The sequence below is a fragment of the Streptomyces sp. NPDC003011 genome (assembly GCF_053591515.1).
In genome coordinates, this window is sequence record NZ_JBSFTY010000031.1 from 26,378 (window position 1) to 48,988 (window position 22,611).

The 22,611-nt window shown below is 69.7% G+C and carries 20 protein-coding genes and 1 pseudogene; 11 read left to right on the forward strand and 10 right to left on the reverse strand.

Annotated elements, in window-relative coordinates; genetic code table 11:
• Positions 1–82: 82 nt before the first annotated feature.
• On the reverse strand, positions 83–907 hold the full coding sequence (locus ACWD0J_RS17585) for a hypothetical protein (RefSeq protein ID WP_451496701.1): 825 nt from the start codon (positions 905–907) through the stop codon (positions 83–85).
• A 1,043-nt stretch (positions 908–1,950) separates the two neighbouring features.
• On the opposite strand from ACWD0J_RS17585, the gene ACWD0J_RS17590 reads away from it, so the two are divergent.
• Entirely contained in the window at positions 1,951–4,818 is a 2,868-nt protein-coding gene (locus ACWD0J_RS17590) for a PQQ-dependent sugar dehydrogenase (RefSeq protein WP_451496702.1), read from the forward strand.
• Positions 4,819–4,835: 17 nt separating this feature from the next.
• The gene (locus tag ACWD0J_RS17595) at positions 4,836–6,623 is read left to right on the forward strand and encodes a ThuA domain-containing protein (protein ID WP_451496703.1); all 1,788 of its coding nucleotides are present in this window, start codon (positions 4,836–4,838) and stop codon (positions 6,621–6,623) included.
• A 217-nt stretch (positions 6,624–6,840) separates the two neighbouring features.
• Here the strand turns inward: ACWD0J_RS17595 and ACWD0J_RS17600 are convergent, their stop codons facing one another.
• From ACWD0J_RS17600 to ACWD0J_RS17610, 3 genes are read right to left on the reverse strand one after another with little or no spacing between them, the layout of a single operon-like run.
• Positions 6,841–7,518, reverse strand: a complete 678-nt coding sequence (locus ACWD0J_RS17600; RefSeq protein WP_451496704.1) for a DUF3618 domain-containing protein — start codon at positions 7,516–7,518, stop codon at positions 6,841–6,843.
• Positions 7,494–7,910, reverse strand: a complete 417-nt coding sequence (locus ACWD0J_RS17605) for a phage holin family protein (RefSeq protein ID WP_451496705.1) — start codon at positions 7,908–7,910, stop codon at positions 7,494–7,496. The genes ACWD0J_RS17600 and ACWD0J_RS17605 overlap by 25 nt, the downstream gene beginning before the upstream one ends.
• A gap of 3 nt (positions 7,911–7,913) precedes the next feature.
• A complete protein-coding gene (locus ACWD0J_RS17610) occupies positions 7,914–8,666 on the reverse strand; it encodes a hypothetical protein (protein ID WP_451496706.1) in 753 nt (250 codons plus the stop codon).
• 580 nt (positions 8,667–9,246) lie between these two features.
• Here ACWD0J_RS17610 and ACWD0J_RS17615 point away from each other — a divergent pair.
• Both ACWD0J_RS17615 and ACWD0J_RS17620 read left to right on the forward strand, forming a co-directional pair.
• Positions 9,247–11,631 (forward strand): phosphoketolase family protein, encoded by a 2,385-nt coding sequence (locus tag ACWD0J_RS17615; RefSeq protein WP_451496707.1) that lies wholly within the window; start codon positions 9,247–9,249, stop codon positions 11,629–11,631.
• A 203-nt stretch (positions 11,632–11,834) separates the two neighbouring features.
• A complete protein-coding gene (locus ACWD0J_RS17620; RefSeq protein WP_451496708.1) occupies positions 11,835–12,785 on the forward strand; it encodes an NmrA/HSCARG family protein in 951 nt (316 codons plus the stop codon).
• A 262-nt stretch (positions 12,786–13,047) separates the two neighbouring features.
• On the opposite strand, the gene ACWD0J_RS17625 is transcribed toward ACWD0J_RS17620, so the two are convergent.
• Positions 13,048–13,287, reverse strand: coding sequence for a hypothetical protein (locus tag ACWD0J_RS17625; protein ID WP_451496709.1), 240 nt, complete (start codon positions 13,285–13,287; stop codon positions 13,048–13,050).
• Positions 13,288–13,599: 312 nt separating this feature from the next.
• Here ACWD0J_RS17625 and ACWD0J_RS17630 point away from each other — a divergent pair, with 312 nt between their 5' ends.
• The 4 genes from ACWD0J_RS17630 to ACWD0J_RS17645 all read left to right on the forward strand — a co-directional run bounded on the left by ACWD0J_RS17630 (position 13,600) and on the right by ACWD0J_RS17645 (position 16,432).
• On the forward strand, positions 13,600–14,166 hold the full coding sequence (locus ACWD0J_RS17630) for a VanZ family protein (RefSeq protein ID WP_451496710.1): 567 nt from the start codon (positions 13,600–13,602) through the stop codon (positions 14,164–14,166).
• Between the two features lie 461 nt (positions 14,167–14,627).
• A complete protein-coding gene (locus tag ACWD0J_RS17635) occupies positions 14,628–15,032 on the forward strand; it encodes a ChaB family protein (RefSeq protein ID WP_451496711.1) in 405 nt (134 codons plus the stop codon).
• Between the two features lie 113 nt (positions 15,033–15,145).
• Positions 15,146–15,691 (forward strand): DUF488 domain-containing protein, encoded by a 546-nt coding sequence (locus ACWD0J_RS17640; RefSeq protein WP_451496712.1) that lies wholly within the window; start codon positions 15,146–15,148, stop codon positions 15,689–15,691.
• Positions 15,692–15,787: 96 nt separating this feature from the next.
• Positions 15,788–16,432, forward strand: coding sequence for a dihydrofolate reductase family protein (locus ACWD0J_RS17645; RefSeq protein WP_451496713.1), 645 nt, complete (start codon positions 15,788–15,790; stop codon positions 16,430–16,432).
• A gap of 62 nt (positions 16,433–16,494) precedes the next feature.
• Here ACWD0J_RS17645 and ACWD0J_RS17650 read toward each other — a convergent pair.
• From ACWD0J_RS17650 to ACWD0J_RS17665, 4 genes and pseudogenes are all read right to left on the reverse strand, one after another.
• Positions 16,495–17,046: pseudogene (locus tag ACWD0J_RS17650) on the reverse strand (IS982 family transposase); the annotation flags it as partial.
• A 58-nt stretch (positions 17,047–17,104) separates the two neighbouring features.
• Positions 17,105–17,755 (reverse strand): MOSC domain-containing protein, encoded by a 651-nt coding sequence (locus tag ACWD0J_RS17655; RefSeq protein WP_451496714.1) that lies wholly within the window; start codon positions 17,753–17,755, stop codon positions 17,105–17,107.
• 71 nt (positions 17,756–17,826) lie between these two features.
• A complete protein-coding gene (locus tag ACWD0J_RS17660; RefSeq protein ID WP_451496715.1) occupies positions 17,827–18,039 on the reverse strand; it encodes a hypothetical protein in 213 nt (70 codons plus the stop codon).
• Between the two features lie 393 nt (positions 18,040–18,432).
• On the reverse strand, positions 18,433–18,945 hold the full coding sequence (locus ACWD0J_RS17665; RefSeq protein WP_451496716.1) for a gluconokinase: 513 nt from the start codon (positions 18,943–18,945) through the stop codon (positions 18,433–18,435).
• Positions 18,946–19,162: 217 nt separating this feature from the next.
• Between ACWD0J_RS17665 and ACWD0J_RS17670 the strand changes: the two genes are divergently transcribed.
• Together ACWD0J_RS17670 and ACWD0J_RS17675 are read left to right on the forward strand one after the other, a co-directional pair.
• Positions 19,163–19,999, forward strand: a complete 837-nt coding sequence (locus tag ACWD0J_RS17670) for an alpha/beta fold hydrolase (RefSeq protein WP_451496717.1) — start codon at positions 19,163–19,165, stop codon at positions 19,997–19,999.
• A 22-nt stretch (positions 20,000–20,021) separates the two neighbouring features.
• Complete coding sequence (locus ACWD0J_RS17675; RefSeq protein WP_451496756.1) at positions 20,022–20,555, forward strand: TetR/AcrR family transcriptional regulator; 534 nt, start codon at positions 20,022–20,024, stop codon at positions 20,553–20,555.
• A 316-nt stretch (positions 20,556–20,871) separates the two neighbouring features.
• Here the strand turns inward: ACWD0J_RS17675 and ACWD0J_RS17680 are convergent, their stop codons facing one another.
• On the reverse strand, positions 20,872–21,738 hold the full coding sequence (locus tag ACWD0J_RS17680) for a helix-turn-helix transcriptional regulator (protein WP_451496718.1): 867 nt from the start codon (positions 21,736–21,738) through the stop codon (positions 20,872–20,874).
• A gap of 114 nt (positions 21,739–21,852) precedes the next feature.
• Between ACWD0J_RS17680 and ACWD0J_RS17685 the strand changes: the two genes are divergently transcribed.
• Positions 21,853–22,551 carry an SDR family NAD(P)-dependent oxidoreductase gene (locus ACWD0J_RS17685; RefSeq protein ID WP_451496719.1) on the forward strand — a complete coding sequence of 233 codons (699 nt, stop codon included), beginning with the start codon at positions 21,853–21,855 and terminating at the stop codon, positions 22,549–22,551.
• Positions 22,552–22,611 lie beyond the last annotated feature (60 nt).

A 22,611-nucleotide genomic window follows, 5' to 3' on the forward strand; every position in this document is an offset into this window, starting at 1 on the left:
GCGGCCCCAAGGCGGCCCCAAGGCGGCCCCAAGGCGGCCCCGAGGCATCGTCGAGGCCGCCGTCGTCAGTCCTGCGCTTAAATCAACTCTGCTGCTGTCCCTGCCGCATGGCCTCGTCCGTCATGTCGGCCACCTGGCCTGCCGGCGGTGCCTCGGCGTCGACCTCGGTGCCGAAGCCGGAGTAGTTCATCACCGTGGTCATCTTGACCTGCTCAGGCGAGGCGCTGTTGTCCGGCTTCGCGCTGGCGGAGGCCGGAGCCTTGACCGTCATGTCGATCTGCTGGCGGCGCAGCCTGCCGTCGTCGTCGAGCCAGACCTCCATCGGCAGCGTCGGTCCGACCTGCTCGCGCATCTGAGTGCCGCCCGGCAGTTCGGCGACGTCCACCGAGACCCGGTAGTGGGTGGTGTCGACACCGTCGATCGTCTCGGAACCGACCTTGGTGACGTCCTTGTCGGTGATCGCCTTGGCGTAGGCGGCGGACTGGGCCGGGTCGCCGATCTGCTGGCCGCTCACGCCCTGTGCCTGCGCGGCCTTCTTGAGGTCGATCTTCATCCAGGTCTTGCCGCCCTGGACCTTCTGGCCGGGCATCTTCTGATACAGCACCTGGTCGACGACGCGCTGCTCGATCGTCTTCCCCTCGGCGGTGACGGTCATGACGCTTTCGCCCTCTTGGAAGTCGAGCGCGCCCCGGCCGTCCGTGGTGATCGACCGGCCCTCCGCGGACATCTTCATGTTGATCGTCATCTTGGCCGTCTCGGCCTGGGCCGTCTTGTCATAGGCGGCCCGTACCGCGGTGGTGCCGTCCTCTTGAGCGCCCGCGCTTCTGCTCGCACTGGACGAGGAACCGGCCTTCCCCGACGCCGGCTCCGCGTCGTTTCCACAGCCCGTCAGAACGATGCTGCCCATGACCGCGGCTGTTCCGATCGCCGCGGCTTTCATCCTCCTGCTGCGCATGAATATCCATCTCCTCATCGACCGCCAACCGACTTCTGCCGGTCGGCTTTCTGCCGTCCCGAATTCCCAAGACGCACGCGAACACGCCTGTCGACGACGGGTCTTGGCGCAAAAGTGTGAGTACGGCGAGGGATGTGCGGGCTCTCTGAGACAATGGATCCTTCAGTGAGAATGGACCCTGTGATCGGGGGAAAACGCGGGCGCCCGCCAACAGTGCAAGGCCGTCACGCTCACCGCCGGAATTCAGGACGCGGAGTTCTTAATTCCGGATTTGGAGATTCCGCAGAACAACGTGTGGAGCGCTTTCGGAGTGGCCCCTCATCGGGTGAAGGGGGCGGCGTCTGCTACGCACGAACCGCCAGCCCTGGCCGGCGCTGCGGAGGTGCGTCAAGGGCTCATTGGTGACGCAGTGACGCTTCTCCATGCAGGGCGGGCCGACGGCGGCGGGGAAGGTACGGAGTCGGTCCGGGACGCGCTCCGCGGCCCGCGAACCGGCTCGGCCCGGTGGTGTGCGTGAGCGTCGGCGACCGCCGACTGCCGCCCGTTGACTGCTGCCCGCCGACCGCCGCCCGTTGACTACCGCCCGTCAACCGTGCGGCCGCCGAGGCCGGTGTCCGGCGCGGCTACCGATGAACCGCACTCGCGGAGCCGTAACAGAGGTGTGATCGCTTCCGTGTGCGGCCGTCACGCTGATACGTGACTGCTGGGACCGCGGCCCCAGCGTGCGGGACGCGGGACGGGAGACGCGGTCCGCTACCTGCCCTGGGCATCCGGACGCCTCCGGGTCCTCCACTTTGTCCCGAGCGAGGAAAAAGTGTCGAGGGCTTGCGTGAAAGGGGTTCCGGAACTCGACGAAGCTCGCTAACTTCCTTGAAATGAACCGGTCATGGAGCTGTGGCCGGACCTGACGGCGCGACGGCGCGCGCCTGTGCATTGCTTGGCAGTCCGGCGAGGGCTGCCGTCATCCCACCCCACACTGGGAGACCTCTGTGCGCATGAAACCGCTCAGACACAGACGTGTCCGTCATCTGCTGACCGCCGTGGCCTGCGCCTTCGGCTGCCTGCTGCCCATGTCCCCGGCCGCCGCCCGCCCCGCGGACCCGGCCGCCGCCCGACCCGCGGACCCGGCCGGCGCACCCGCGGCGGCCGCCGTCGAGTACCAGCAGGTCACGCTCGCCAAGGGCGTGGCCGAGATGGGCGAGCCCATGACCTTGGCCGTGCTGCCGGACCGTTCGGTCCTGCACACCGCCCGGGACGGCACGGTCCGGCTGACCAACGCCGCGGGGACCACCACCGTCGCGGGCAAGCTCGACGTGTACAGCCACGACGAGGAAGGCCTGCAAGGCGTCGCCGTGGACCCCGGCTTCGCGTCCAACCGGCACGTCTACCTCTACTACGCCCCCAAGCTCAGCACTCCGGCCGGTGACGCCCCGGCCGACGGCACGGCCTCCGACTTCGCTCCCTTCGACGGGGTCAACCGGCTGTCCCGGTTCGTCCTGAAGACCGACGGCACGCTGGACCTCGCCGGTGAGAAGAAGATCCTCGACGTGCCGGCCTCCCGCGGCATCTGCTGCCACGTCGGCGGCGACATCGACTTCGACGCGGCCGGCAACCTGTACCTGTCCACCGGCGACGACACCAACCCGTTCGCCTCGGACAGTTACACCCCGATCGACGAGCGCGCCACCCGCAACCCCGCCTTCGACGCCCAGCGTTCCTCGGCCAACACCAACGACCTGCGCGGCAAGGTCCTGCGGATCAAGGTCAACGCCGACGGGTCGTACGCGATCCCGAGCGGCAACCTCTTCGCGCCCGGCACCGCGAAGACCCGCCCCGAGATCTACGCGATGGGCTTTCGCAACCCCTTCCGTATGAGCGTCGACAGACCCACGGGCATCGTCTACCTCGGCGACTACGGCCCCGACGCCGGCACCGCCAGTCCCACGCGCGGACCGGGCGGGCAGGTGGAGTTCAACCGGATCACCAAGGCGGGCAACTTCGGCTGGCCGTACTGCACCGGCGACAACGACGCCTACATCGACTACGACTTCGCCACCGGTGCCTCCGGGTCCGCCTTCAACTGCGCGGCACCCGCGAACAGTTCGCCGAACAACACCGGACTCACCAGCCTGCCTCCCGCCCAACCCGCCTGGATCCCCTACGACGGCGGATCCGTCCCGGAGTTCGGCAACGGCTCGGAGTCCCCGATGGGCGGCCCGGTCTACCGTTACGACGCTGCCTCCACCTCCGCGGTGAAGTTCCCGCAGGAGTTCGACGGCGACTACTTCGCGGGTGAGTTCGGCCGCCGCTGGATCAAGCGCATCGAGACCGGCGCCGACGGTGCCGTGCAGTCCATCAACTCCTTCCCCTGGAGCGGCACCCAGGTGATGGACATGGCCTTCGGCCCCGACGGCGCCCTGTACGTCCTCGACTACGGCACCGGCTACTTCAGCGGCGACGCGAACTCGGCCCTGTACCGCATCGAGCACGTCACCGACGGGCTCGCCCCGACCGCGCAGGCGAAGGCCGACGTCACCTCGGGCAAGGCACCCCTGGCCGTCTCCTTCTCCTCGGCCGGCAGCACCGACCCGGACGGTGACACCCTCGGTTACGCCTGGACCTTCGGCGACGGCTCCACCTCCACCGCCGCCGGCCCTTCCCACACCTACACGGCCAACGGCCAGTACACGGCCACGCTGAAGGTCACGGACACCACCGGCAAGTCCGCCACGGCCTCCGTGCGGATCACGGTGGGGAACACCGCCCCCACGGTGCGACTGGACCTGCCCGTGGACGGAAGCATCCACGACTTCGGCGACGCCATCCCGTTCAAGGTGACGGTGACCGACCCCGAGGACGGCACGATCGACTGCTCAAAGGTGAAGGTCACCTTCATCGTCGGACACGACAGCCACGGCCATCCGCAGACCTCGACCACCGGATGCCAGGGCACGCTCCAGACCCTGGCGGACGGCGAACACGACCCCAACGCCAACATCTTCGGCGTGCTCGACGCCGAGTACACCGACCAGGGTGCCGGCGGTCAGCCCGCGCTGACCACGCACGACCAGCACGTCGTCCAGCCCAGCCACCGGCAGGGTGAGCACTACGGCGCCTCCGCCGGTGTCGATGTCATCACCCACGCTCCCGCCCACGGCGGCAAGACCGTCGGCAACATCGAGAACGGCGACTGGATCTCCTTCGAGCCGTACGCCCTCGGCAACGCGACCCGGTTCACCGCCCGGGTCTCCTCGGCGGGCGCGGGCGGCACCATCGAGGTCCGCGCCGGATCGACGACCGGCACCCTGCTGGGCACGGCGACCGTCCCGGTGACCGGCGGCTGGGAGACCTTCCAGGACGTGACGGCCGCGCTCAGCAACCAGCCCAGCGGCTCCACCTCCCTCTACCTGGTCTTCAAGGGCGGCAGTGGCCCGCTCTTCGACGTGGACGAGTTCTCCTTCACCACCACCGGCGGCAGCAGCCGCTCGGGTGAGGTGAAGGGCGTGAACGGCAAGTGTCTGGACGTGGACAACGCGCAGACGGCCGACGGCACGAAGGTGCAGATCTGGACGTGCAACGGTTCGGGCGCCCAGACGTGGACGGCAGGCGCTGACGGCACGCTGCGGGCGCTGGGCAAGTGTCTGGACGTGTCGGGCGGGGCCACGGCGGACGGTACGAGGGTCCAGCTGTGGACGTGCAACGGCTCGGGTGCGCAGACGTGGGCGGCCCAGTCCGACGGCACGGTCCGCAACCCGCAGTCCGGCAAGTGCCTGGACGCCTCCGGTGGCACCTGGAACGACGGAACCGCCGTCCACCTGTGGACCTGCCACGCCAACGCCAACCAGAAATGGACCCTGCCGTAGGAGGGAGGAGACCGACCATGCGTACCTATGTGAAAGCGGCCCTCGGCCTGTTCGCCGGAGCCGCGCTCTGCCTGGGCCCTCAGGCCACGGCACTGCCCGGAGCGGTGAGCCAGTCCGCCGGTGAGTCCGGCACCGCGTCCGTCGGCGCGTCCGTCACCGCGGAAACCCGCGCGGCGGCGGACCCGGCGTACAGGATCCTCGTCTTCTCCAAGACGGCGGGCTTCCGCCACGACTCGATCGACGACGGCATCGCCGCCCTGCGCGGCCTGGGCACCGCGAACAACTTCACCGTGGACGCGACCGAGGACGCGCAGGTCTTCACGACCGGCAACCTCGCCCAGTACAAGACCATCGTGTTCCTGTCCACGACGGGCGACGTGCTGAACGCCGCCCAGCAGACGGCCTTCGAGCAGTACATCCAGAGCGGCGGCGGTTACGTCGGCATCCACGCCGCCGCCGACACCGAGTATGACTGGCCGTTCTACGAGGGACTGGCCGGCGCGCTCTTCCACTCCCACCCGGCCATCCAGTCCGCCACCGTCGACGTGGAGGACCGCGCCCACGACGCCACCGCCCACCTGGGCAGCACCTGGCAGCGCACCGACGAGTGGTACAACTACCGCACCAACCCACGCACCACCGCCCGCGTCCTGGCCTCGCTCGACGAGTCCAGCTACGCCGGCGGGAGCATGTCCGGCGACCACCCGATCGCCTGGTGCAAGGACTACCAGGGTGGCCGGGCCTTCTACACCGGCGGCGGGCACACCGACGCGTCGTACACCGAACCCGCCTTCCGACGGCACCTCCTCGGCGGCATCCGCTGGGCCGCCGGGATGACCGACGCCGACTGCCGCCCGGAGACCGGCTACACGCCCCTGTTCGACGGTTCGTCCACCAGTGGCTGGCAGCAGGCCGGACCGGGCCGGTTCGCTCTCGCGGACGGCACCCTCACCTCCGAGGGCGGCATGGGGCTCTACTGGTACTCCGGCCGGGAGCTCACCGGTGACTACTCCCTCAAGCTGGACTGGAGGATGGCCGGGGACGACAACTCCGGTGTCTTCATCGGCTTCCCGGCCTCCGACGACCCGTGGACGGCGGTGAACAACGGCTACGAGATCCAGATCGACGCCACCGACGCCACCGACCGCACCACGGGCGCCGTGTACGGCTTCCGGTCCGCGGACGTGGCCGCACGGGACGCCGCACTGAACCCGCCGGGGGAGTGGAACACCTACGAGCTCAAGGTCACCGGCGAACGACTGGAAATCTTCCTCAACGGCCGCAAGATCAACGACTTCACCAACACCGACCCCGCACGCAGCCTGCGGCAGGGGCACATCGGCCTCCAGAACCACGGCGACGGCGACGACGTGTCCTTCCGCGACATCCGCGTCAAGCAGGGCGGAGGACAGGACCCCGGCCCCCGCTCGGGTGAGGTGAAGGGCGTGAACGGCAAGTGCCTGGACGTGGACAACGCGCAGACGGCCGACGGCACGAAGGTGCAGATCTGGACGTGCAACGGGTCGGGCGCCCAGACGTGGACGGCCGGCGCTGACGGCACGCTGCGGGCGCTGGGCAAGTGTCTGGACGTGTCGGGCGGGGCCACGGCGGACGGTACGAGGATCCAGCTGTGGACGTGCAACGGCTCGGGTGCGCAGACGTGGGCGGCCCAGTCCGACGGCACGGTCCGCAACCCGCAGTCCGGCAAGTGCCTGGACGCCTCCGGTGGCACCTGGAACGACGGAACCGCCGTCCACCTGTGGACCTGCCACGCCAACGCCAACCAGAAATGGACCCTGCCCTGACGCACCGACCCGCTGGACCCCCCAGGTGAAGCAGCGGCCTCCCGCATGACTCCGCCCCGCTCACCGGCGTGAGCCATGGGGGCGACGGCTGGCTCAAGGCGCCTTCGAGGAAGTCGCTCCAGGCAGTCCGCGCCGGCCGGTCGGCAGTGACCGGCCGGTCGGCAGTGACCGGGCGCGCGCAACCCGCGGCCCGGCCACATGTGTGTGCGGACAGAGATCAGGCGGATCCCGGCTGTTGCCGGGCCTCTTCGGCGACGTGGCCCCCCGCGTCGCGTGCCTGGCCGGTCACCCGGGTGGCCTGGTCGCGGGCCTCGTCCTGGGTGGTGCGGGCAGCCTCCGTCGCGGTGTCCTTCACCTCCTGCGCCGCGCTCTGCGCGGCCTCCCTGGCACCTTCCTTCAGGTTCTGCGCGGAGTCGAGCGCGGCCTGCTTGACCGGCTCCAGCGCCTCGCCACCGCGTTCCATGAGGTCGGTGGCCTTCTGCTGCTCCACCTGGGACGCGGGCAGCATCGAGGAGGCCAGCATGCCGACGCCGAAGGCGATCAGGCCTGCGGCCAGCGGATTGCCCTGGGTCTGGCGTATCGCCTGGTCCGGGGCCTGCCGTACCGCTTCCCCGGCCTGGCCGGCCGCGTCACGCGCCGTGTCGGCAGCCTGCTGGGTGCCCTGCTGGAGCGACCCTGCCGCCGACTGGGCGCCGCTCCTCACGCCCTGGGCGGTGTCCGAGGCGGACCCCATGACCCGCTCCCGCACGCCCGAGACGGCGCCGCGCACCTTCCGGGTGCGGCGACGGACCACCCGTCGAGGGCTGGCCCGGTCCGCGAGCCGGTTCACGTCCGCGGACAGCCGGTCCCGAGTGACGTCGATCTCGGCCCTCATCTGGTCGGGTGACGTGCCCATTGCGCATTCTCCTTCATCGTTTCGACGGTCCGGTCGGGTTTCGGTGCCACCGTGCGCATCCGGGTGCGGCCCTGCAGGTACAGCACGGCCGCGATCACGGCCCACACGGCGGTGACGATCAGGGCGGCCCAGCCCCCGTCCATCACGTTGGCCAGGCCCAGCACGGCGGCCAGCGACAGGAACAAGAGCACCATGTAGCCGGCGAATCCGGCGCCGCCGTACAGGCCGGCCGCCTTGCCGGCCTTGGTCGCCTCCTGCTTGACCTCCGCCTTGGCCAGCTCGACCTCCTGGCGGAACAGGGTCTGGACGTCCGAGGTCACCACGGACAGCAGCTCGCCCACCGAACTGTCCCCGCCGTGCGACTGCGCCGCCTTGGACGAGATCGAGGTCATCTCTCACACCTCCGGATACGCGCGAGTCGGCGCACCGCCCGCGGGCGTACCGGCGGGTGGCGGGACCGGCGGCGGCGCGGGCGGTACCGGCGGGACCGGCGGTGGCGGCGCCTGAGCGGTGCCCGGCGGAGGACCGGACCCCAGCACCGCGGATTCCTGCTCGCTCAGCGCCGCCTGCTCCGAATTCCCGGGCAGCCCTTGCCGTCCCGTTCCGGACGACTGGTCTCCGGGTGACTGGGTCCCGGACGAGGACTGGTTCGCCTTGACCGCCACCTTCGCGATACGCCCGACGGCCAGCCCTGCCAGCAGCGCGCCGCCCAGGAACGCTCCGGGGCGACGACGGGCGAAGGTCTGGACATCGGAGACCACGCCCTGGACTCCCTGCTTCTCCAGGTAGTCGGCCGCCCGGTGCCCACCGTCGGCCGCCTGGGCCGCGAGACTGCGGACCGGGGATTCGCCCTGGCCGTTCTCAGCCAGTCCGGCCAGGTCGTCCGCCCACTGGTGCAGCGCCCCAGCCGCCCGCTTGGTCTGCCCCTCGACCTCGTCCTTCGCGCGGGTCCGCAGGTCGTGGGCGACCGCCCCGGCCTGCTGCCGGGCCTCCCCGGCCACGGCCTTCGCCTGATCCGCAGCGCTGCTCGCCACCTGGCCTGCGGCCTGCTTGGCCTGATCGGCCGTGGCCGACGCCTCCACTCTGGCCGTCTCGCCGGTCTGCTGCAACCTCGTCGTGTTGCCCTGACCTGACTCTGCCTCACTCATCGGCTACTCCTCCTCCGCACACGGGCCGTTCGTCAGCACGCGGGTCATTCGTCCGTTCGCCCGCTCAGTGACCGGGTGACTGGTTTATGAGCCTTCACACCTATTTGAGGCGAACTTGTTGATATGCCGTGATCGCGTTGGGGTGGAGAGGCGACAGCAAGGTGGACAGGGCGGGGTGAGGCGGCTGTGGCAGGTGTGGCGCGCGGGCGGCGCCCTGCGTGGCCACGACGACGGGCCGACCGAGTCGCCGACCAGCGCTGTGCCAGGCCCTTCAGCCTCGGCGGCCTGCCGCACGAGGTGCAGGCCGCTACTCTCCGTTTCGCATGGGACGCCGTTGGTGAACGGGGCCCTGCCCTCGACGCGGAACTGTTCGCGGTGAAGTGAGCACCGCGCCAGGACGAGCGGGTGCACCATGCGCCGATGAGGACCGTCGGAGGGCACCGGCGGCGCATGAGCCTGACCCCGAGGGCACTCAGGGTGGCCCGGTTGGCTCTGTCGGGGTACCCGGCCGGTCACCGATGGTGGAAGGCATAGACCGGCTTGTACGTCCCAGCCAGACCCGATCCGGAAGGGATCTTTCATGTCCGTCGACTCGCAGCAGGTGTTCGCCCGACTCACAGAGGAGGAGCTGAGGGCCCTGGACGCCCACTGGCGCGCCGCGAACTATCTTGCTGTCGGCCAGATCTACCTCATGGCCAACCCCCTGCTGACCGAGGAGCTGCGCCCGGAACACGTCAAGCCGCGGCTGCTGGGCCACTGGGGCACCTCCCCGGGTCTCAACCTGGTGCACACCCACGTCAACCGAGTGATCAAGGCCCGCGACCTGGACGCCCTGTGCGTCTGGGGCCCCGGCCACGGCGGCCCGGCCGTCCTCGCCAACGCCTGGCTGGAGGGGTCGTACACCGAGACCTATCCGGACATCACCCGGGACGCCGATGGAATGGCCCGGCTGTTCCGGCAGTTCTCCTTCCCCGGCGGCGTGCCCAGCCACGTGGCACCCGAGACGCCCGGCTCGATCCACGAGGGCGGCGAGCTGGGTTACGCCCTCTCGCACGCCTACGGAGCCGCGTTCGACAACCCGGACCTGGTGGTCGCCTGCGTCATCGGCGACGGAGAGGCGGAGACCGGGCCGCTGGCCGCGTCCTGGCACTCCAACAAGTTTCTCGACCCCGTCCACGACGGTGCCGTCCTGCCGATCCTGCACCTCAACGGTTACAAGATCGCCAACCCCACGGTGCTGGCCCGGCTGCCCGAGAGTGAACTCGACGAGCTGCTGCGCGGCTACGGCCACGACCCGATCCACGTCACCGGCGACGACCCGATGGCCGTGCACCGCGCCATGGCGGAGGCCATGGACATCGCGCTGGACCGGATCGCCGCGTTCCAGCGCGCCGCGCGGGAGGACGGCGACACCGACCGCCCGCGCTGGCCGGTGATCGTGCTGCGCACCCCGAAGGGCTGGACCGGACCGGCGGAGGTCGACGGGCTGCCGGTCGAAGGCACCTGGCGCTCCCATCAGGTCCCGCTGTCCGCCGTCCGCGACAACCCCGACCACCTGCGTCAACTCGAGAACTGGCTGCGCTCGTACCGGCCGGAGGAACTCTTCGACGAGGACGGCCGCCCCCGCGAGCAGGTGCTGGCCTGCGTCCCCGAGGGCACCCGGCGCCTGGGCGCGACCCCGCACGCCAACGGCGGTCTGCTGCTGCGGGAACTGCCCCTGCCGCCGCTGGAGAAGTACGCGGTCGAGGTCGACAAGCCGGGCGCCACCCTGCACGAGCCGACCCGTGTCCTGGGCGACCTGCTGGAGGACGTCATGCGGGGCACCGCGGACCGGCGCGACTTCCGGCTCGTCGGTCCCGACGAGACCGCCTCCAACCGGTTGCAGGCCGTCTACAAGGCCAGCGGCAAGGCGTGGCAGGCCCAGATGCTCCAGGTGGACGAGGACCTGGACCGGCACGGCCGGGTGATGGAAATCCTCTCCGAGCACACCTGCCAGGGCTGGCTGGAGGGCTATCTGCTGACCGGCCGGCACGGGCTGTTCTCCTGCTACGAGGCGTTCGCGCACATCGTCGACTCGATGGTCAACCAGCACATCAAGTGGCTGCGCACCACCCGGCGCCTGCCCTGGCGCGCCCCGATCGCCTCCCTCAACTACCTGTTGACCTCGCATGTGTGGCGCCAGGACCACAACGGCTTCTCGCACCAGGACCCCGGCTTCGTCGACCACATCCTGAACAAGAGCCCGGAGGCGGTACGGGTCTACCTGCCGCCGGACGCCAACACCCTGCTGTCCGTGGCGGACCACGCCCTGCGCAGCCGCGACTACGTCAACGTCATCGTGGCCGGCAAGCAGCCCTGCTTCGACTGGCTGTCCATGGAGCAGGCCAAGGTGCACTGCGCCCGTGGCGCCGGCATCTGGGAGTGGGCGGGCAACGAGAACGCCGACCGGGGACCGGACGTGGTCCTCGCCTGCGCGGGCGATGTCCCGACCCAGGAGGTCCTGGCCGCCGCCCAGCTGCTGCGCCGCAACCTGCCGGAGCTGGTCGTGCGGGTCGTCAACGTCGTCGACCTGGCCCGGCTGCTGCCCGCCGAGGAACACCCGCACGGCATGCCCGACGCGCAGTACGACGCCCTGTTCACCACCGATAAGCCGGTGATCTTCGCCTACCACGGCTACCCGTGGCTCATCCACCGCCTGGCCTACCGCCGGGCCGGCCACACCCAGCTGCACGTGCGCGGCTACAAGGAGATCGGCACCACCACCACGCCGTTCGACATGCTCGTCCGCAACGACCTCGACCGCTACCGGCTGGTCATGGACGTCATCGATCGCGTGCCCGGTCTGGCGGTGCGCGCCGCCGCCCTACGGCAGCGGATGGAGGACACCCGGCTGCGCCACCACGAGTGGATCCGGGTCCACGGCACCGACCTGCCCGAGGTCACCGACTGGACCTGGGACGGCTGAACGGCCCGCCCCGGCCCGGGTCACCGCGGCGACAGCGGCGGTAGTCATCGGTTGTTCGACAGCCCGGTGTGCGGCCCGGCGCCGTCTCGGTGCGCCCGGGCCGGTGTCGTCGGCCCTCCGCTACTTGATGCATCAACTACATCGGGTGTAGGTTTCGAGTTGACGCATCAACTAGAGTCTCTCCCTGGACAGAGGTAGCTGGCATGAGCGACACAAAGATCATCGCGGTCGCCGGAGCGACGGGCGCACAGGGCGGCGGCGCCGCGCGGGCGATCCTCGCCGATCCCGACTCGGGCTTCACGGTGCGCGCGCTGACGCGGAATCCCGACTCCGCTGCCGCCAAGGAGCTGGCCGACCTCGGGGCCGAGGTCGTGCGGGCGGACTTCCATGACGAGCCGAGTGTGCACAAGGCCTTTGAGGGCGCCTACGGTGCCTTCCTCGTCACCAACTTCTGGGCGCACGGCTCGGCGGCCAAGGAGACGGAGGAGATCGAGGTCCTCGTCCGGGCCGCCAAGGCCACCGGGCTGCGGCACGTCGTCTGGTCCACCCTGGAGGACACCCGCGACCTGCTGCCGCTGGAAGACGACCGGATGCCCGTCCTGCAGGACAGGTACAACGTCCCGCACTTCGACGCCAAGGGCGAGGGCAACGACCTGTTCAGCCAGGCCGGCGTGCCGACGACCTTCCTGAACACCACCTTCTTCTTCCAGGGCTTCCTGCAGGGCATGGGTCCCCGGCGCACCGAGGACGGCGTACTGACGCTGACCCTGCCGCTGGAGGACGGCAAGCTCCTGTCCGGAGTGGACGTGGCGGACATCGGCCGCACCGCCCTCGCCATCCTCAAGGGCGGCGAGCGGTTCATCGGCGAGACCGTCGCCCTGGCGGGCGATCACCTCACCGGCGCCCAGTACGCGGAGAAGCTGGGGGCCGCGATCGGCGAGCCGGTGCGCTTCCAGTCCGTGCCGTACGACGTCTTCCGTACGCTCGACATCCCGGCGGCCGACGAAATCGGCAACATGTTCCAGTACTACGGCGACTTCGACCAGGAGTTCGCCGGCGCCCGCGATCTGGACCGGCTGCGGGAACTTCACCCGGAGCTCAAGAACTTCGACACCTGGCTGGCCGAGAACGCCTCGAAGATCCAGGTGAACTGACTGAGAATCGCGGCTTTGGCGGCCGCCGAGGTCGACGCGGAAGCCGTTCGCGCGTCGGCCGCCGGGACGGTGACGGACGTGACGATCGACGCCGACGGCGGTGGCACCGTCTGAAAGCGGCGACAGACAAGGCCCGGGGCGCTGCTCCGGGCCTTCGTCGTACGTCAGCTACTCGGTGGTGCTCCGCCTACCACTACCACGCCATCGACCACCGCTTCGAGGCCGTTGACGGCGACAACTACCTGGTGTGGTGCAGCCAATGTCAGAGGGTGCCGCTGATGTCGGCGGGCAGGGCGCTGAGTTGGCCGATGGCGTGGCGGTTGTCGGGTGTGGGCGGATACCGACTGCGGTCAGGGCCGCGGTGCAGGTCGAGGCGTGGTGGGATGCAGTGTGCGGACTGCTCGGCGGGGAAGCCGGAGATCGTGTCGAAGCGTGGTGTCTTCCCGGCGGTGTGGTCGTGGGCGGATGCAGTCGGCTCTCCCGGCCGGCTGCATCCGCCCACCGTGCGCTGCCGTGCCCCGTGAGTGTGCCCTGGTGAGGGCTTCTGCCCTGGTGCGCTGAGTGCGCCGTGCGGACTGGCGACGCTGAGACGGAGGCCGCCGGTCAGTCCGGGGTCGACGGCTGTGGGACCGTTACCAGTGTCGGCGTGGCCCGATGGCCGGCCGAGGCTTCAGCCGCAGAGTGGGGGAGGGCTCTGCGGAAGAGGACCGATGCGGAACACGAACAGGTCCAGAGTGAGCTGCCACGCGCGCCGCTTCACAACGGGGGTACTCGGAATGTCAAAGCAGAACCGATGTTTGCTTGGAGCTCTTCAATGGCGCGGATAGCCCTGCGTGACAAGACCACTAGGAAGAATCCCGGGGAGCGGGTCTACGAGCCTCCCCTGTCTCCGTTCGGCCGGGCGCTGGCCATGATGCTGGCCTTCGCGGGGGCGGTGGCCTTCGCGGTGGTGCTGGCCCGGCTGACTCTCGAACCGTCGGCGGCATCCGTGTCGTTGACGCACAGCAACCTGCGCCCTGGTGATTCCATCCGTGCCTATCTCGCGCAGCCGACGTCCGGTGACACCGTCAAGCAGCTCGGCGGAAACATCGTGATGGGAATCCCGTTCGGTGTGGTGCTGCCGGTCCTGGTGCCCCGAACGCGAGGGCTGGTCCGCGTAGCGGTGGCCACGGCTCTCGTGATGCTGCTCGTCGAACTCGTCCAGGGCGCCCTCATCACCGGACGTGCCTTCGACATCGATGACGTCCTGCTCAACACCACGGGCGCCCTCATAGGCTATCTGCTGATCGGCCTCCGGCTGGGCCGCGCGGTGCACCCCCGCCGCCGCCACTGGTGGCACCGGTTCACCAAACGACAGATGACCCCTACGGACCCTGCATAGACCCAATCAGCAATGCAGAAAGCGCCTTTGAAACTGCGGTGGCTCGACACCCCGCATCGCCGGCTACCTCCTCTCACGGCCTATTACCACGGCTGATTTCCGCTTGATGTCTCTCGGCGCCGCCGCCCGATGCTGGGAGGAGAGCCGGAAGGGGAGCTGGAAGAAAAGGGTAGATGCGCGCCGGGGCACCGCACATGGGGCGGTGCCCCGACATGCTCGTCTGCGTCTGCGTCTGCGTTCCGCGCACCCGCGCCGGCCCTCCAGGGGGACGGGTGACATCGACGAGACAGTGGCCTTCGGACAGTGGCGTGACGTGACACCGCGTCGACAGCCCGTGCACCCGGTGCCACGCCGGTCGCGAGCCGGCCCCCGTCGCAGGTGACGGCTACGGACGCCGCCGTTACCGCTGCCTTACGACGGGAACCCGGTCCACGCGGAGCCGAACCCAGGAGGTGAGCCACATGCCTGGACGACAGGAGCTGCCGTCGACCCTCCAGCGCTCATCGAAGCAGGCCCAGCGCACATGGATCAAGGCGCACGACTCCGCCGTCGAGCAGTACGGGGAGGGCGAGCGGGCCCACCGGGTCGCCTACGGCGCGCTCAAGCACACGCACGAGAAGGTCGGCGACCGCTGGGAGCGCAAGGAAGGTGACCGCAAAGGACCCTCGGATCCGCAGTCGGCCCGGCCTCGCGGGCAGGGCGGACGCAGCGGCGAGGGCGTCGACGAGCACGCCACCAAAGAGCATCTCTACGATCTCGCGCGGCGACTGGGTGTCGACGGACGGTCACGGATGTCGAAGTCCGAGCTGCTCGACGCGATCCGCAAGGCCAACCGCTCCCGTACCCGCGCCGCCCGTTCAGGCTGACCCTGTTGAGATGGCCAGGACGTCGAGAGGGCCAGGACGTGGACCGCGTGCGATCGTCAGCGCGCCGACGGCTGGTCGGCGGAGGCGACGACGGCAGTGAGTGGGAGGTCCCGATGCCCGGCCGCAAGTTGGTCACCTTCGGTCACAGCACCGCCGGCCGGGCAGCGCTGACGGAACTGCTGCGCGGGGCAGGCGTTGCGGCGGTGGTGGACGTCAGGACCGCACCCGGCAGCCGCCGCGACCCTGACCTGTTGCGGCAGCGGCTTGCCCTGTGGCTGCCGGAGGAGGGAATCGCCTACCGGTGGGAGCAGCGCCTGGGCGGATTCCGTAAGCCAGAGTCGGACTCACCGGACACGGTCTGGCGCAATGCCTCCTTCCGCGGCTATGCCGCGCACACCCGCACCCAGGAGTTCGTCACCGCGATGGACGATCTGGTGCAGCGGGCGGCAGCGGAACGCACGGCGGTGATGTGCAGCGAAGCGGTGTGGTGGCGATGTCACCGACGCCTCATCGCCGATTTCGCCGTTCTCGCCCGCGGCGTGCCCGTCGATCACCTCATGCACGACGGTCGCCTGACAGCGCACTCACCGACCTCAGGAGTGCGGCTCCGGGCCGACGGTCTGCTCATCTATGACGGTGAGATCTCACCTCCCACGTGAGGGATCGTTGTTGTGGCGGACGCAGCGATGAGCTAGCGATGAGTTTTCGCGGCCCGGAGAGTCTCACCACCGTCATCGACAACACAGGAGGAACACGTGGCTCAGCTGCTGAGAGTCCAGAACTTCACCGTCTCGAGTGACGGGATCGGTGCCGGTGAGGACCAGACCCTCGAGAGGCCATTCGGTCATGTCGATCCCGGGAGGCTCTTCTCCTGGGCCGGCGCCACGGCGAGCTGGCCCAACCGCACGGAGCCCGGCGGGAGCCGCGGTCTCGACGACTACTTCACGCGGGACTTCCCCCACAACATCGGCGCCGAGATCATGGGCCGCAACAAGTTCGGACCCCAACGCGGGCCCTGGCAGGACCATGACTGGCTCGGCTGGTGGGGCGACGAGCCCCCGTTCCACACCCCGGTGTTCGTCATGACCCACCACAAGCGGCCTTCGTTCTCGCTCTCCGACACCACGTTCCACTTCGTCGACGGCGACCCGGCCATGGTCCTCGGGCAGGCGCGGGAAGCGGCGCAGGGCAAGGACGTCCGACTCGGCGGCGGGGTCACCACCATCCGGCAGTTCCTCGACGCCGACCTCGTCGACACCATGCATGTGGCGGTCTCGCCGGTGAAGCTCGGCTCCGGACTGCGACTCTGGGAGTCACCCGATGAGCTGCTCGACCGGTTCCACCTTGAGGTCGTGCCCAGCCCGAGCGGCGTGACGCACCACCTGTTCTGGCGAAAGTGACACGAGGGCTCACTCGGGGATGTCAGCACAGCCGTGCGGGCGTTCCACTAGATGATCGATCCGAGCTGGCCCTTGAAGGTTTCGTTGACCGACTCGATAACCTGCCATAGCGGCTTGAACAGCTGAGATCCAGCCCGCTCGGCCTCGCCTTTGCGGGCCGGCCGTAGCAGCCGGATGTCCAGTTCAGCGAGCTGCTGCTCGAACTCGCGGCCGGTCGGAGCGTTTGACGGTCTCACGGGAGCGGCCACACTCCACCGGTGTTGAGTCCGCGACCCACACGTCGTCGCTTTGCACAGCGTGGTGTCGACCGCCAGCGTGCGGGTGACGCACCGGATGAGCTCGGAGGCCTTGCGCAACCGCTTGTTGTAGCCGGGCCGTTGGGGCAGGTAGGGGAACAGGTGCCGCAGGTGAGCACGGGCGTGTCGCAACCACCGGGCCTCTGAGGTGAAGCCGGGCATTGCCTGCATCATCGCCAAGGTGGCCAGTTCCGCATCGCTGAGCTGTGGCGCGATGCCCACTTCCGGCGGCCAGGGGGTGAGCTGCGGTGAATTCTTCAGTAAATCGTCGGTTTTGACGTAACGTGCGGTCGCGAGGGAGCCCAGCTCTGTCTTCACATACCGACGTTGGACTCCCTCGTCGCACGCGCGCAGACGATGTCCTGAAATCGATCATCTATGTGGTCGTGCGTCTGCGGGCCAGTTCCCTGCCCTCCTCGATCAGCGCGTCAGCGACCAGCAGTCGCGGCAGTAGGTCCGGTTCGAGTGTCATCGCGCGGAAGACGAGCGCGACGGTCACGTCGTGGTCGGGCCGGTGCACGATCTCGACGGGGTCGGAAACCCGGATGTCTCCTGGCTCGATCACGCGCAGATAGGCTCCCGGCACCGCGGCCTGGGTGAACCGCTTGATCCAGCCCTCTCGCTCCAGCCAGCCCTGGAACGTCGCACAGGGGATCCGCGCGCACGACACCTCCAGGACCACGTCTGGCCCGATGCGCCAACGTTCACCGATCAGGGCGCCGTTGACGTCGAGGCCGAGGGTCGTGAGGTTCTCCCCGAAGACGCCGTTGGCGAGCGGCCTGCCCAGCTCGGCCTCCCACCTGTTGAGATCCTCGCGGGCATAGGCGTAGACGGCCTGGTCGGAACCGCCGTGGTGCTTCACGTCGTAGACGCGGTCGCCTACGAGACCGACCTCGCCGGTGCCCTTGGGTCCGGGCGCGATGACGGCAACCGGGCCGTCAACAGGCCGCTTGTCGATACCTGTCGCGCTGAGGCCCTTCCACGGGTTGGGTCGGGGCTTGCCGACATTGACGGAGAGCAGCTTCATGCGCGCGACGGTACGGTCCTCTGTACGCCGGGGCGACCCATTTTCCCTGCCAACCCCTTGGAATCGATCATTTAGAAGAAGAGCCGGAGGGCGAGCAGATAGCACAGGGTGCGCGCGCCGTTCAAGGTGACGTAGACATCGCTGAAGTCCACCTCGGCCTCTTCACCGGGCCGGTGGGTCTGTGGGACGAACACGCTCGGTGGCCCGCGCTCCTCCCGGATCCGAATCTCAGGCTTGCGGCGCTTGAAGCAGTCGCGGACCCGGCCGCAGGAGACGTTGTCCATGCCGTGCTCCGCCGTCGCCAGCCGGTCGAAGACCCGCTGGGCGATATGGCGCTGTTTGCGTGGAGCGTCCAGGTCGGTGCGCAGAATCGTCGATCACGTGTCTGCGGGGATCCAGGACCGACGCACGCGGCGGCATCGGCTTGCGCGCAGGGGGCCACGGCGAGGTCATGGCTTCGCGGATCGGCCGTCGGCGGACCCCATAGCGGCGGGAAAGTTCCTGGATCGACAACTTCCCCGTAAGCGAGTCCCGGCGGATCGCCGCGAAGAGCTCGACCTTGGATCTCGGGCCGTCCGTCCGACCCGGCCCCCTGCCTGTCGGAAGCACATCAATGCTCCAGCGGCGGCGATGTGCCCGGGTGTGCCGGCGATCGGCCCTGCGGAGCAACCACTGCCTCAGCGGTCGCGTACAGCGGTCAGGGCGAGGTGAGTTATGTCTTCTGCCGTACCGGTGATGGGGACAACCGCTCCCCGTTCCTCGTCGGCGAGGGGCTCCAGGGCATCCAGCTGGGACTGGAGGAGCTCGACCGGCATGAAATGCCCTCGTCGCGCCGCCATGCGTTCCGCGATGAGCTCCGCCGGCCCGTGCAGATGGACGAAGAACACCCGTGAGGATGCCGACACCAGGCGGTCCCGATAGCTCCGTTTCAAGGCTGAGCAGGTGATGACTCCGCCTCCGGAGTCGTGCTTCAGAAGCCACGCGGCGATGGCATCGAGCCAGGGTCGCCGGTCCTCGTCGTCCAGAGCCTTCCCCGCGCGCATCTTGGCCACGCTTTCAGGGAGGTGGAGATCGTCGGCTTCCGCGAACGGCACGTCCAACAGCTGTGCCAGGGACTGTCCCACGGTGGTCTTTCCAGAGCCGGACACGCCCATCACCACGACCAGCGGAGCGTCTTCATCGTGCGCCATCCCGTCAGGCTAGCGCAGCCCCACGAGCGGACGGCTGGACGCCCTGGTGACGCATGCTGGGCGTACGGCGTTGCTCGGCAAGTTTCAACGGGGCATTGTCGCCGGCCGGAGTCGGTAGCGGGAGTCGGTGGCGGGAGTCGTAGTGGCAGCCGTGTTGACCAGCGTGGCTATTTACGTTAGCTTATAGCTAAGACAGTTAGCCTAGCTGGGGGATATCGTGACTGAGTACCTTGCCGTCGACGGCGGCACGATCGCGTACGAGGTGGCGGGGTCCGGCCCGCTGATCGTTCTCGCGCACGGCATGGGCGACAGCCGCGCCGCGTACCGTGCTCTGATCCCGCCGATGGTGGCGGCGGGCCATCGGGTCGCCGCAGTCGATCTGCGCGGCTGCGGCGAGTCCAGCGTCGGCTGGCCGGCTTGGAGCCGCACCGCCATCGCCGGAGACCTGCTCGCCGTGATCCGCCACCTGGGCGGCCCGGCCGTGCTGGTCGGCCACTCGATCTCAGGCGGCGCCGCCACCATCGCCGCGGCGCAGGAGCCCTCGCTGATCACCGCGGTTGTCGAGTTGGCGCCGTTCACCCGCAAGCAGTCGATACGCCTCGGCGACCTGCGCGTGAAGCGCTTCCGGCGGGCCATGCTGCGACTGCTCGGCGCGGGCGCGTTCGGCAGCGTGCCGCTGTGGCGCTCGTACCTCGACGTGGCCTACCCCGGCGTGAAGCCGGCCCACTGGGCCGAGCGGCTCGGCCGCGTCGACTCCCTGACACGTGAGCCGGGCCGGATGAAGGCCCTGCAGGGCATGGGCCGCAGCGCTCCGACCGACGCCGGCGCGCAGCTCGGCAACGTCCGCTGCCCGGTCCTGGTCGTGATGGGCACGCTCGACCCCGACTGGGCCGACCCGCACGCCGAGGGTTCGGCGATCGTTGATGCCCTGCCGTCCGGCCTCGGTCGCCTTGAGATGATCGAGGGCGCCGGGCACTACCCGCACGACCAGTTCCCCGACCAGGTGGTTTCGCTCATGCTCGCCTTCCTTCGATCGGACGCCGCCCATGCCTAGGGCCGGCCTGGACCCGGCGGCCGTGGTCGCGGCCGGTGCCGCCCTCGCCGACGAGGTCGGCCTCCCCAACCTGACGATGGGTGCGCTGGCCGAGCGGGTGGGCGTGCGTACCCCGTCCTTGTACAAACACGTGGACGGTCAGGAGGACCTCAACCGGCGCATCGCGGTCCTGGCGTTGAACGAGGCCGCCGACGCCGTCGGCGGCGCGGTGCAGGGGTATGCGGGCCGCGACGCCCTGGCGGCTGCGGCGCGCGCCTTCCGGGCCTTCGTCCTGGAGCACCCCGGGCGGTACGCCGCGACGATCGGCACGGAACCGTCCGGCCCGGACGACCCGCTGGCCACCGCGGGTCAGCGGCTGCTCGGCGCGTTCATGGCGGTCCTGCGCGGCTACGAGATCGCAGAGTCCGACATGGACCACGCCCTGCGCACGCTCCGCAGCCTCTGCCACGGCTTCGCCACGTTGCAGGCGGCAGGCGCCTTCCAGTGGAGCGCCGACATCGACGAGAGCTTCGAGTGGCTGATCGACTTCACCGACCGGGGCCTGCGCACTCTGTGAGAATGCCATCGCCGTCGACCGCTTCGAGATCATCGGAGCCTTGGTCTGGCTCGTCTGCGTGGCCGTGATCATGTACGCGCTACGGGGGACTGACCCAGCGGACGCGGGAGCATTCCGCGACGTGCGCGGCGGTCAGGATGACGCTCCCGTAGTCGTCGGCGGACGACGGCACCGGCACCGGCACATTCCCCGTCACTGCCACCAGGGCCGCCCACACCCGCGTCCGCATCCGCCCCCTTCACGATCTGATGGATGCGCCGTGGTCGCGGGACGCTCGCCGCGCACACGCAGCCGCTCGATCGACGCGCGGTTCGGATCAGTTGCGCGTGGTGGCCGGCGGGCCGGTGACGGTGGTGAGCTGGAGCTTGGTCTCGTCCTCGCTGCCGGGCACGGCGGTCATGATCACGATCTTGAGCTCGCAGTCGCCGTCGGTCAGGGTGTCGCAGTCCACCGTGACAGGTCCTACCGAGGGGTGGTCGATCGTCTTGTGGTCCTCGCGGTGTGCGGCCACCCCTCCGGTCGCCCACAGCTCGGCGAATCTGGTGTTGCCCGAGTTCAGTTCGCGGATCAGAGCGGCCAAGCGGCTGTCCTGGGGGAATCGGCCGGTGGCGCGGCGAAGGTCGCAGACGACGGCGGCGTCGGTGGCGTCCCGGTCCGCCTCGGTCACCGGCCACAGCGCGAGGCGGGCGGGGCTTTCGTCCACCGGGAACCTGTCGCGGGCGAAGTTGCGCAGTCGCGGCGGTGACGCGGAGGGATCGCCCAGGAGCGCGGTCCACCCGTGATTCCACCAGATCAGCTGCCAGTCCGCCGCGAACACGGCGACCGCCACGTCCCCGAGGCGGGTCAGCACCCGCTGCACACCGGGCGGAAGGTGGTCGGAGACCGCTCCGTGCGCCGGTGGGACGAGGCGGGCCACCCGGTACAGGTGGTCCCGCTCGGCCGTGGACAGTTGCAGGGCGCGCGCCAGGGAGGCCACCACGCTCGCGGAGGGCGTGGTGGCGCGTCCCTGCTCCAGGCGCACGATGTAGTCGACTGACATTCCGGCGAGATCGGCCAGCTCCTCACGCCGCAGCCCGGCCGCGCGGCGCCCCAGCGCCACCGGCAGCCCAGCGGCCGACGGGGGCAGCCGGTCGCGCCACGTGCGGATCAGCTCGCCCATTCCGGTTCCAGATCTCACGGTCATGATCCTCATCCTCCCGTGTTTCCGGTCGCCAGGGCGGGCGCGAAGGTGGTACTGCTCTTCCTACCGTCGAAGTCTCCCTGGTGCGGAATTCCCGGCCTCCGGATCATCGAAGGCATGACGATCACTTTCATCACCGGAGCCAACAAGGGACTCGGCCGCGAGACCGCCCGCCGCCTGATCGAGTGCGGCCACACCGTGCTCGTCGGAGCCCGCAGCCGTGAGCAGGGCGAGGAGGCCGCCGCCGCGCTCGGCGCACGCTACGTCCCCATCGACGTGACCGACGACGCGTCCGTGGCCGCCGCGGCCGCGAATGTCGCCGAACACGAGGGCAGGATCGACGTCCTGATCAACAACGCCGGCGTGCACGGCCCTGCGGGCGATCCCAGTGACCTCACCGCCGCCGAGGCCCTCGCCGTCCTCGACGTCAACGTGGTCGGCGTCGTCCGCACCACCACCGCGTTCCTGCCGTTGCTGCGGCGCTCGGACGACCCTGTGATCGTCAACGTCAGCAGCGGCATGGGCTCCCTCGCCCTCACCCACGACCCCGGCCGCCCCGAGTCGCACGTCATCGCGCCGCTGTACACCTCCTCCAAGGCTGCGCTGACGATGCTGACCACGCAGTACGCCAAGGGGCTCAAGAGCATCCGCGTCAACGCCGCCGACCCCGGCTACACCGCGACCGACCTCAACGGTCACAGCGGCCCCCAGACCGTCACCGAGGGCACGGACGCGATCGTCGCCCTCGCCACCGAGGGGCCCGGCGCCGGAACCGGGCGCTTCCTCTCCCGCCACGGCGAGATCGCCTGGTCCTGATACCGGCCGCGCCGGACCAGCCGTCCCCGCGGCGCACACCGCGCAGGGCCTGGACGTGCT

Coding starts and splice junctions, on each gene's coding strand:
- ACWD0J_RS17585 (WP_451496701.1), bottom strand. CDS start 907: ATGGGCAGCATCGTTCTGACGGGCTGTGGAAACGACGCGGAGCCGGCG.
- ACWD0J_RS17590 (WP_451496702.1), top strand. CDS start 1,951: ATGAAACCGCTCAGACACAGACGTGTCCGTCATCTGCTGACCGCCGTG.
- ACWD0J_RS17595 (WP_451496703.1), top strand. CDS start 4,836: ATGCGTACCTATGTGAAAGCGGCCCTCGGCCTGTTCGCCGGAGCCGCG.
- ACWD0J_RS17600 (WP_451496704.1), bottom strand. CDS start 7,518: ATGGGCACGTCACCCGACCAGATGAGGGCCGAGATCGACGTCACTCGG.
- ACWD0J_RS17605 (WP_451496705.1), bottom strand. CDS start 7,910: ATGACCTCGATCTCGTCCAAGGCGGCGCAGTCGCACGGCGGGGACAGT.
- ACWD0J_RS17610 (WP_451496706.1), bottom strand. CDS start 8,666: ATGAGTGAGGCAGAGTCAGGTCAGGGCAACACGACGAGGTTGCAGCAG.
- ACWD0J_RS17615 (WP_451496707.1), top strand. CDS start 9,247: ATGTCCGTCGACTCGCAGCAGGTGTTCGCCCGACTCACAGAGGAGGAG.
- ACWD0J_RS17620 (WP_451496708.1), top strand. CDS start 11,835: ATGAGCGACACAAAGATCATCGCGGTCGCCGGAGCGACGGGCGCACAG.
- ACWD0J_RS17630 (WP_451496710.1), top strand. CDS start 13,600: ATGGCGCGGATAGCCCTGCGTGACAAGACCACTAGGAAGAATCCCGGG.
- ACWD0J_RS17635 (WP_451496711.1), top strand. CDS start 14,628: ATGCCTGGACGACAGGAGCTGCCGTCGACCCTCCAGCGCTCATCGAAG.
- ACWD0J_RS17640 (WP_451496712.1), top strand. CDS start 15,146: ATGCCCGGCCGCAAGTTGGTCACCTTCGGTCACAGCACCGCCGGCCGG.
- ACWD0J_RS17655 (WP_451496714.1), bottom strand. CDS start 17,755: ATGAAGCTGCTCTCCGTCAATGTCGGCAAGCCCCGACCCAACCCGTGG.
- ACWD0J_RS17660 (WP_451496715.1), bottom strand. CDS start 18,039: ATGGACAACGTCTCCTGCGGCCGGGTCCGCGACTGCTTCAAGCGCCGC.
- ACWD0J_RS17665 (WP_451496716.1), bottom strand. CDS start 18,945: ATGGCGCACGATGAAGACGCTCCGCTGGTCGTGGTGATGGGCGTGTCC.
- ACWD0J_RS17680 (WP_451496718.1), bottom strand. CDS start 21,738: ATGACCGTGAGATCTGGAACCGGAATGGGCGAGCTGATCCGCACGTGG.
- ACWD0J_RS17685 (WP_451496719.1), top strand. CDS start 21,853: ATGACGATCACTTTCATCACCGGAGCCAACAAGGGACTCGGCCGCGAG.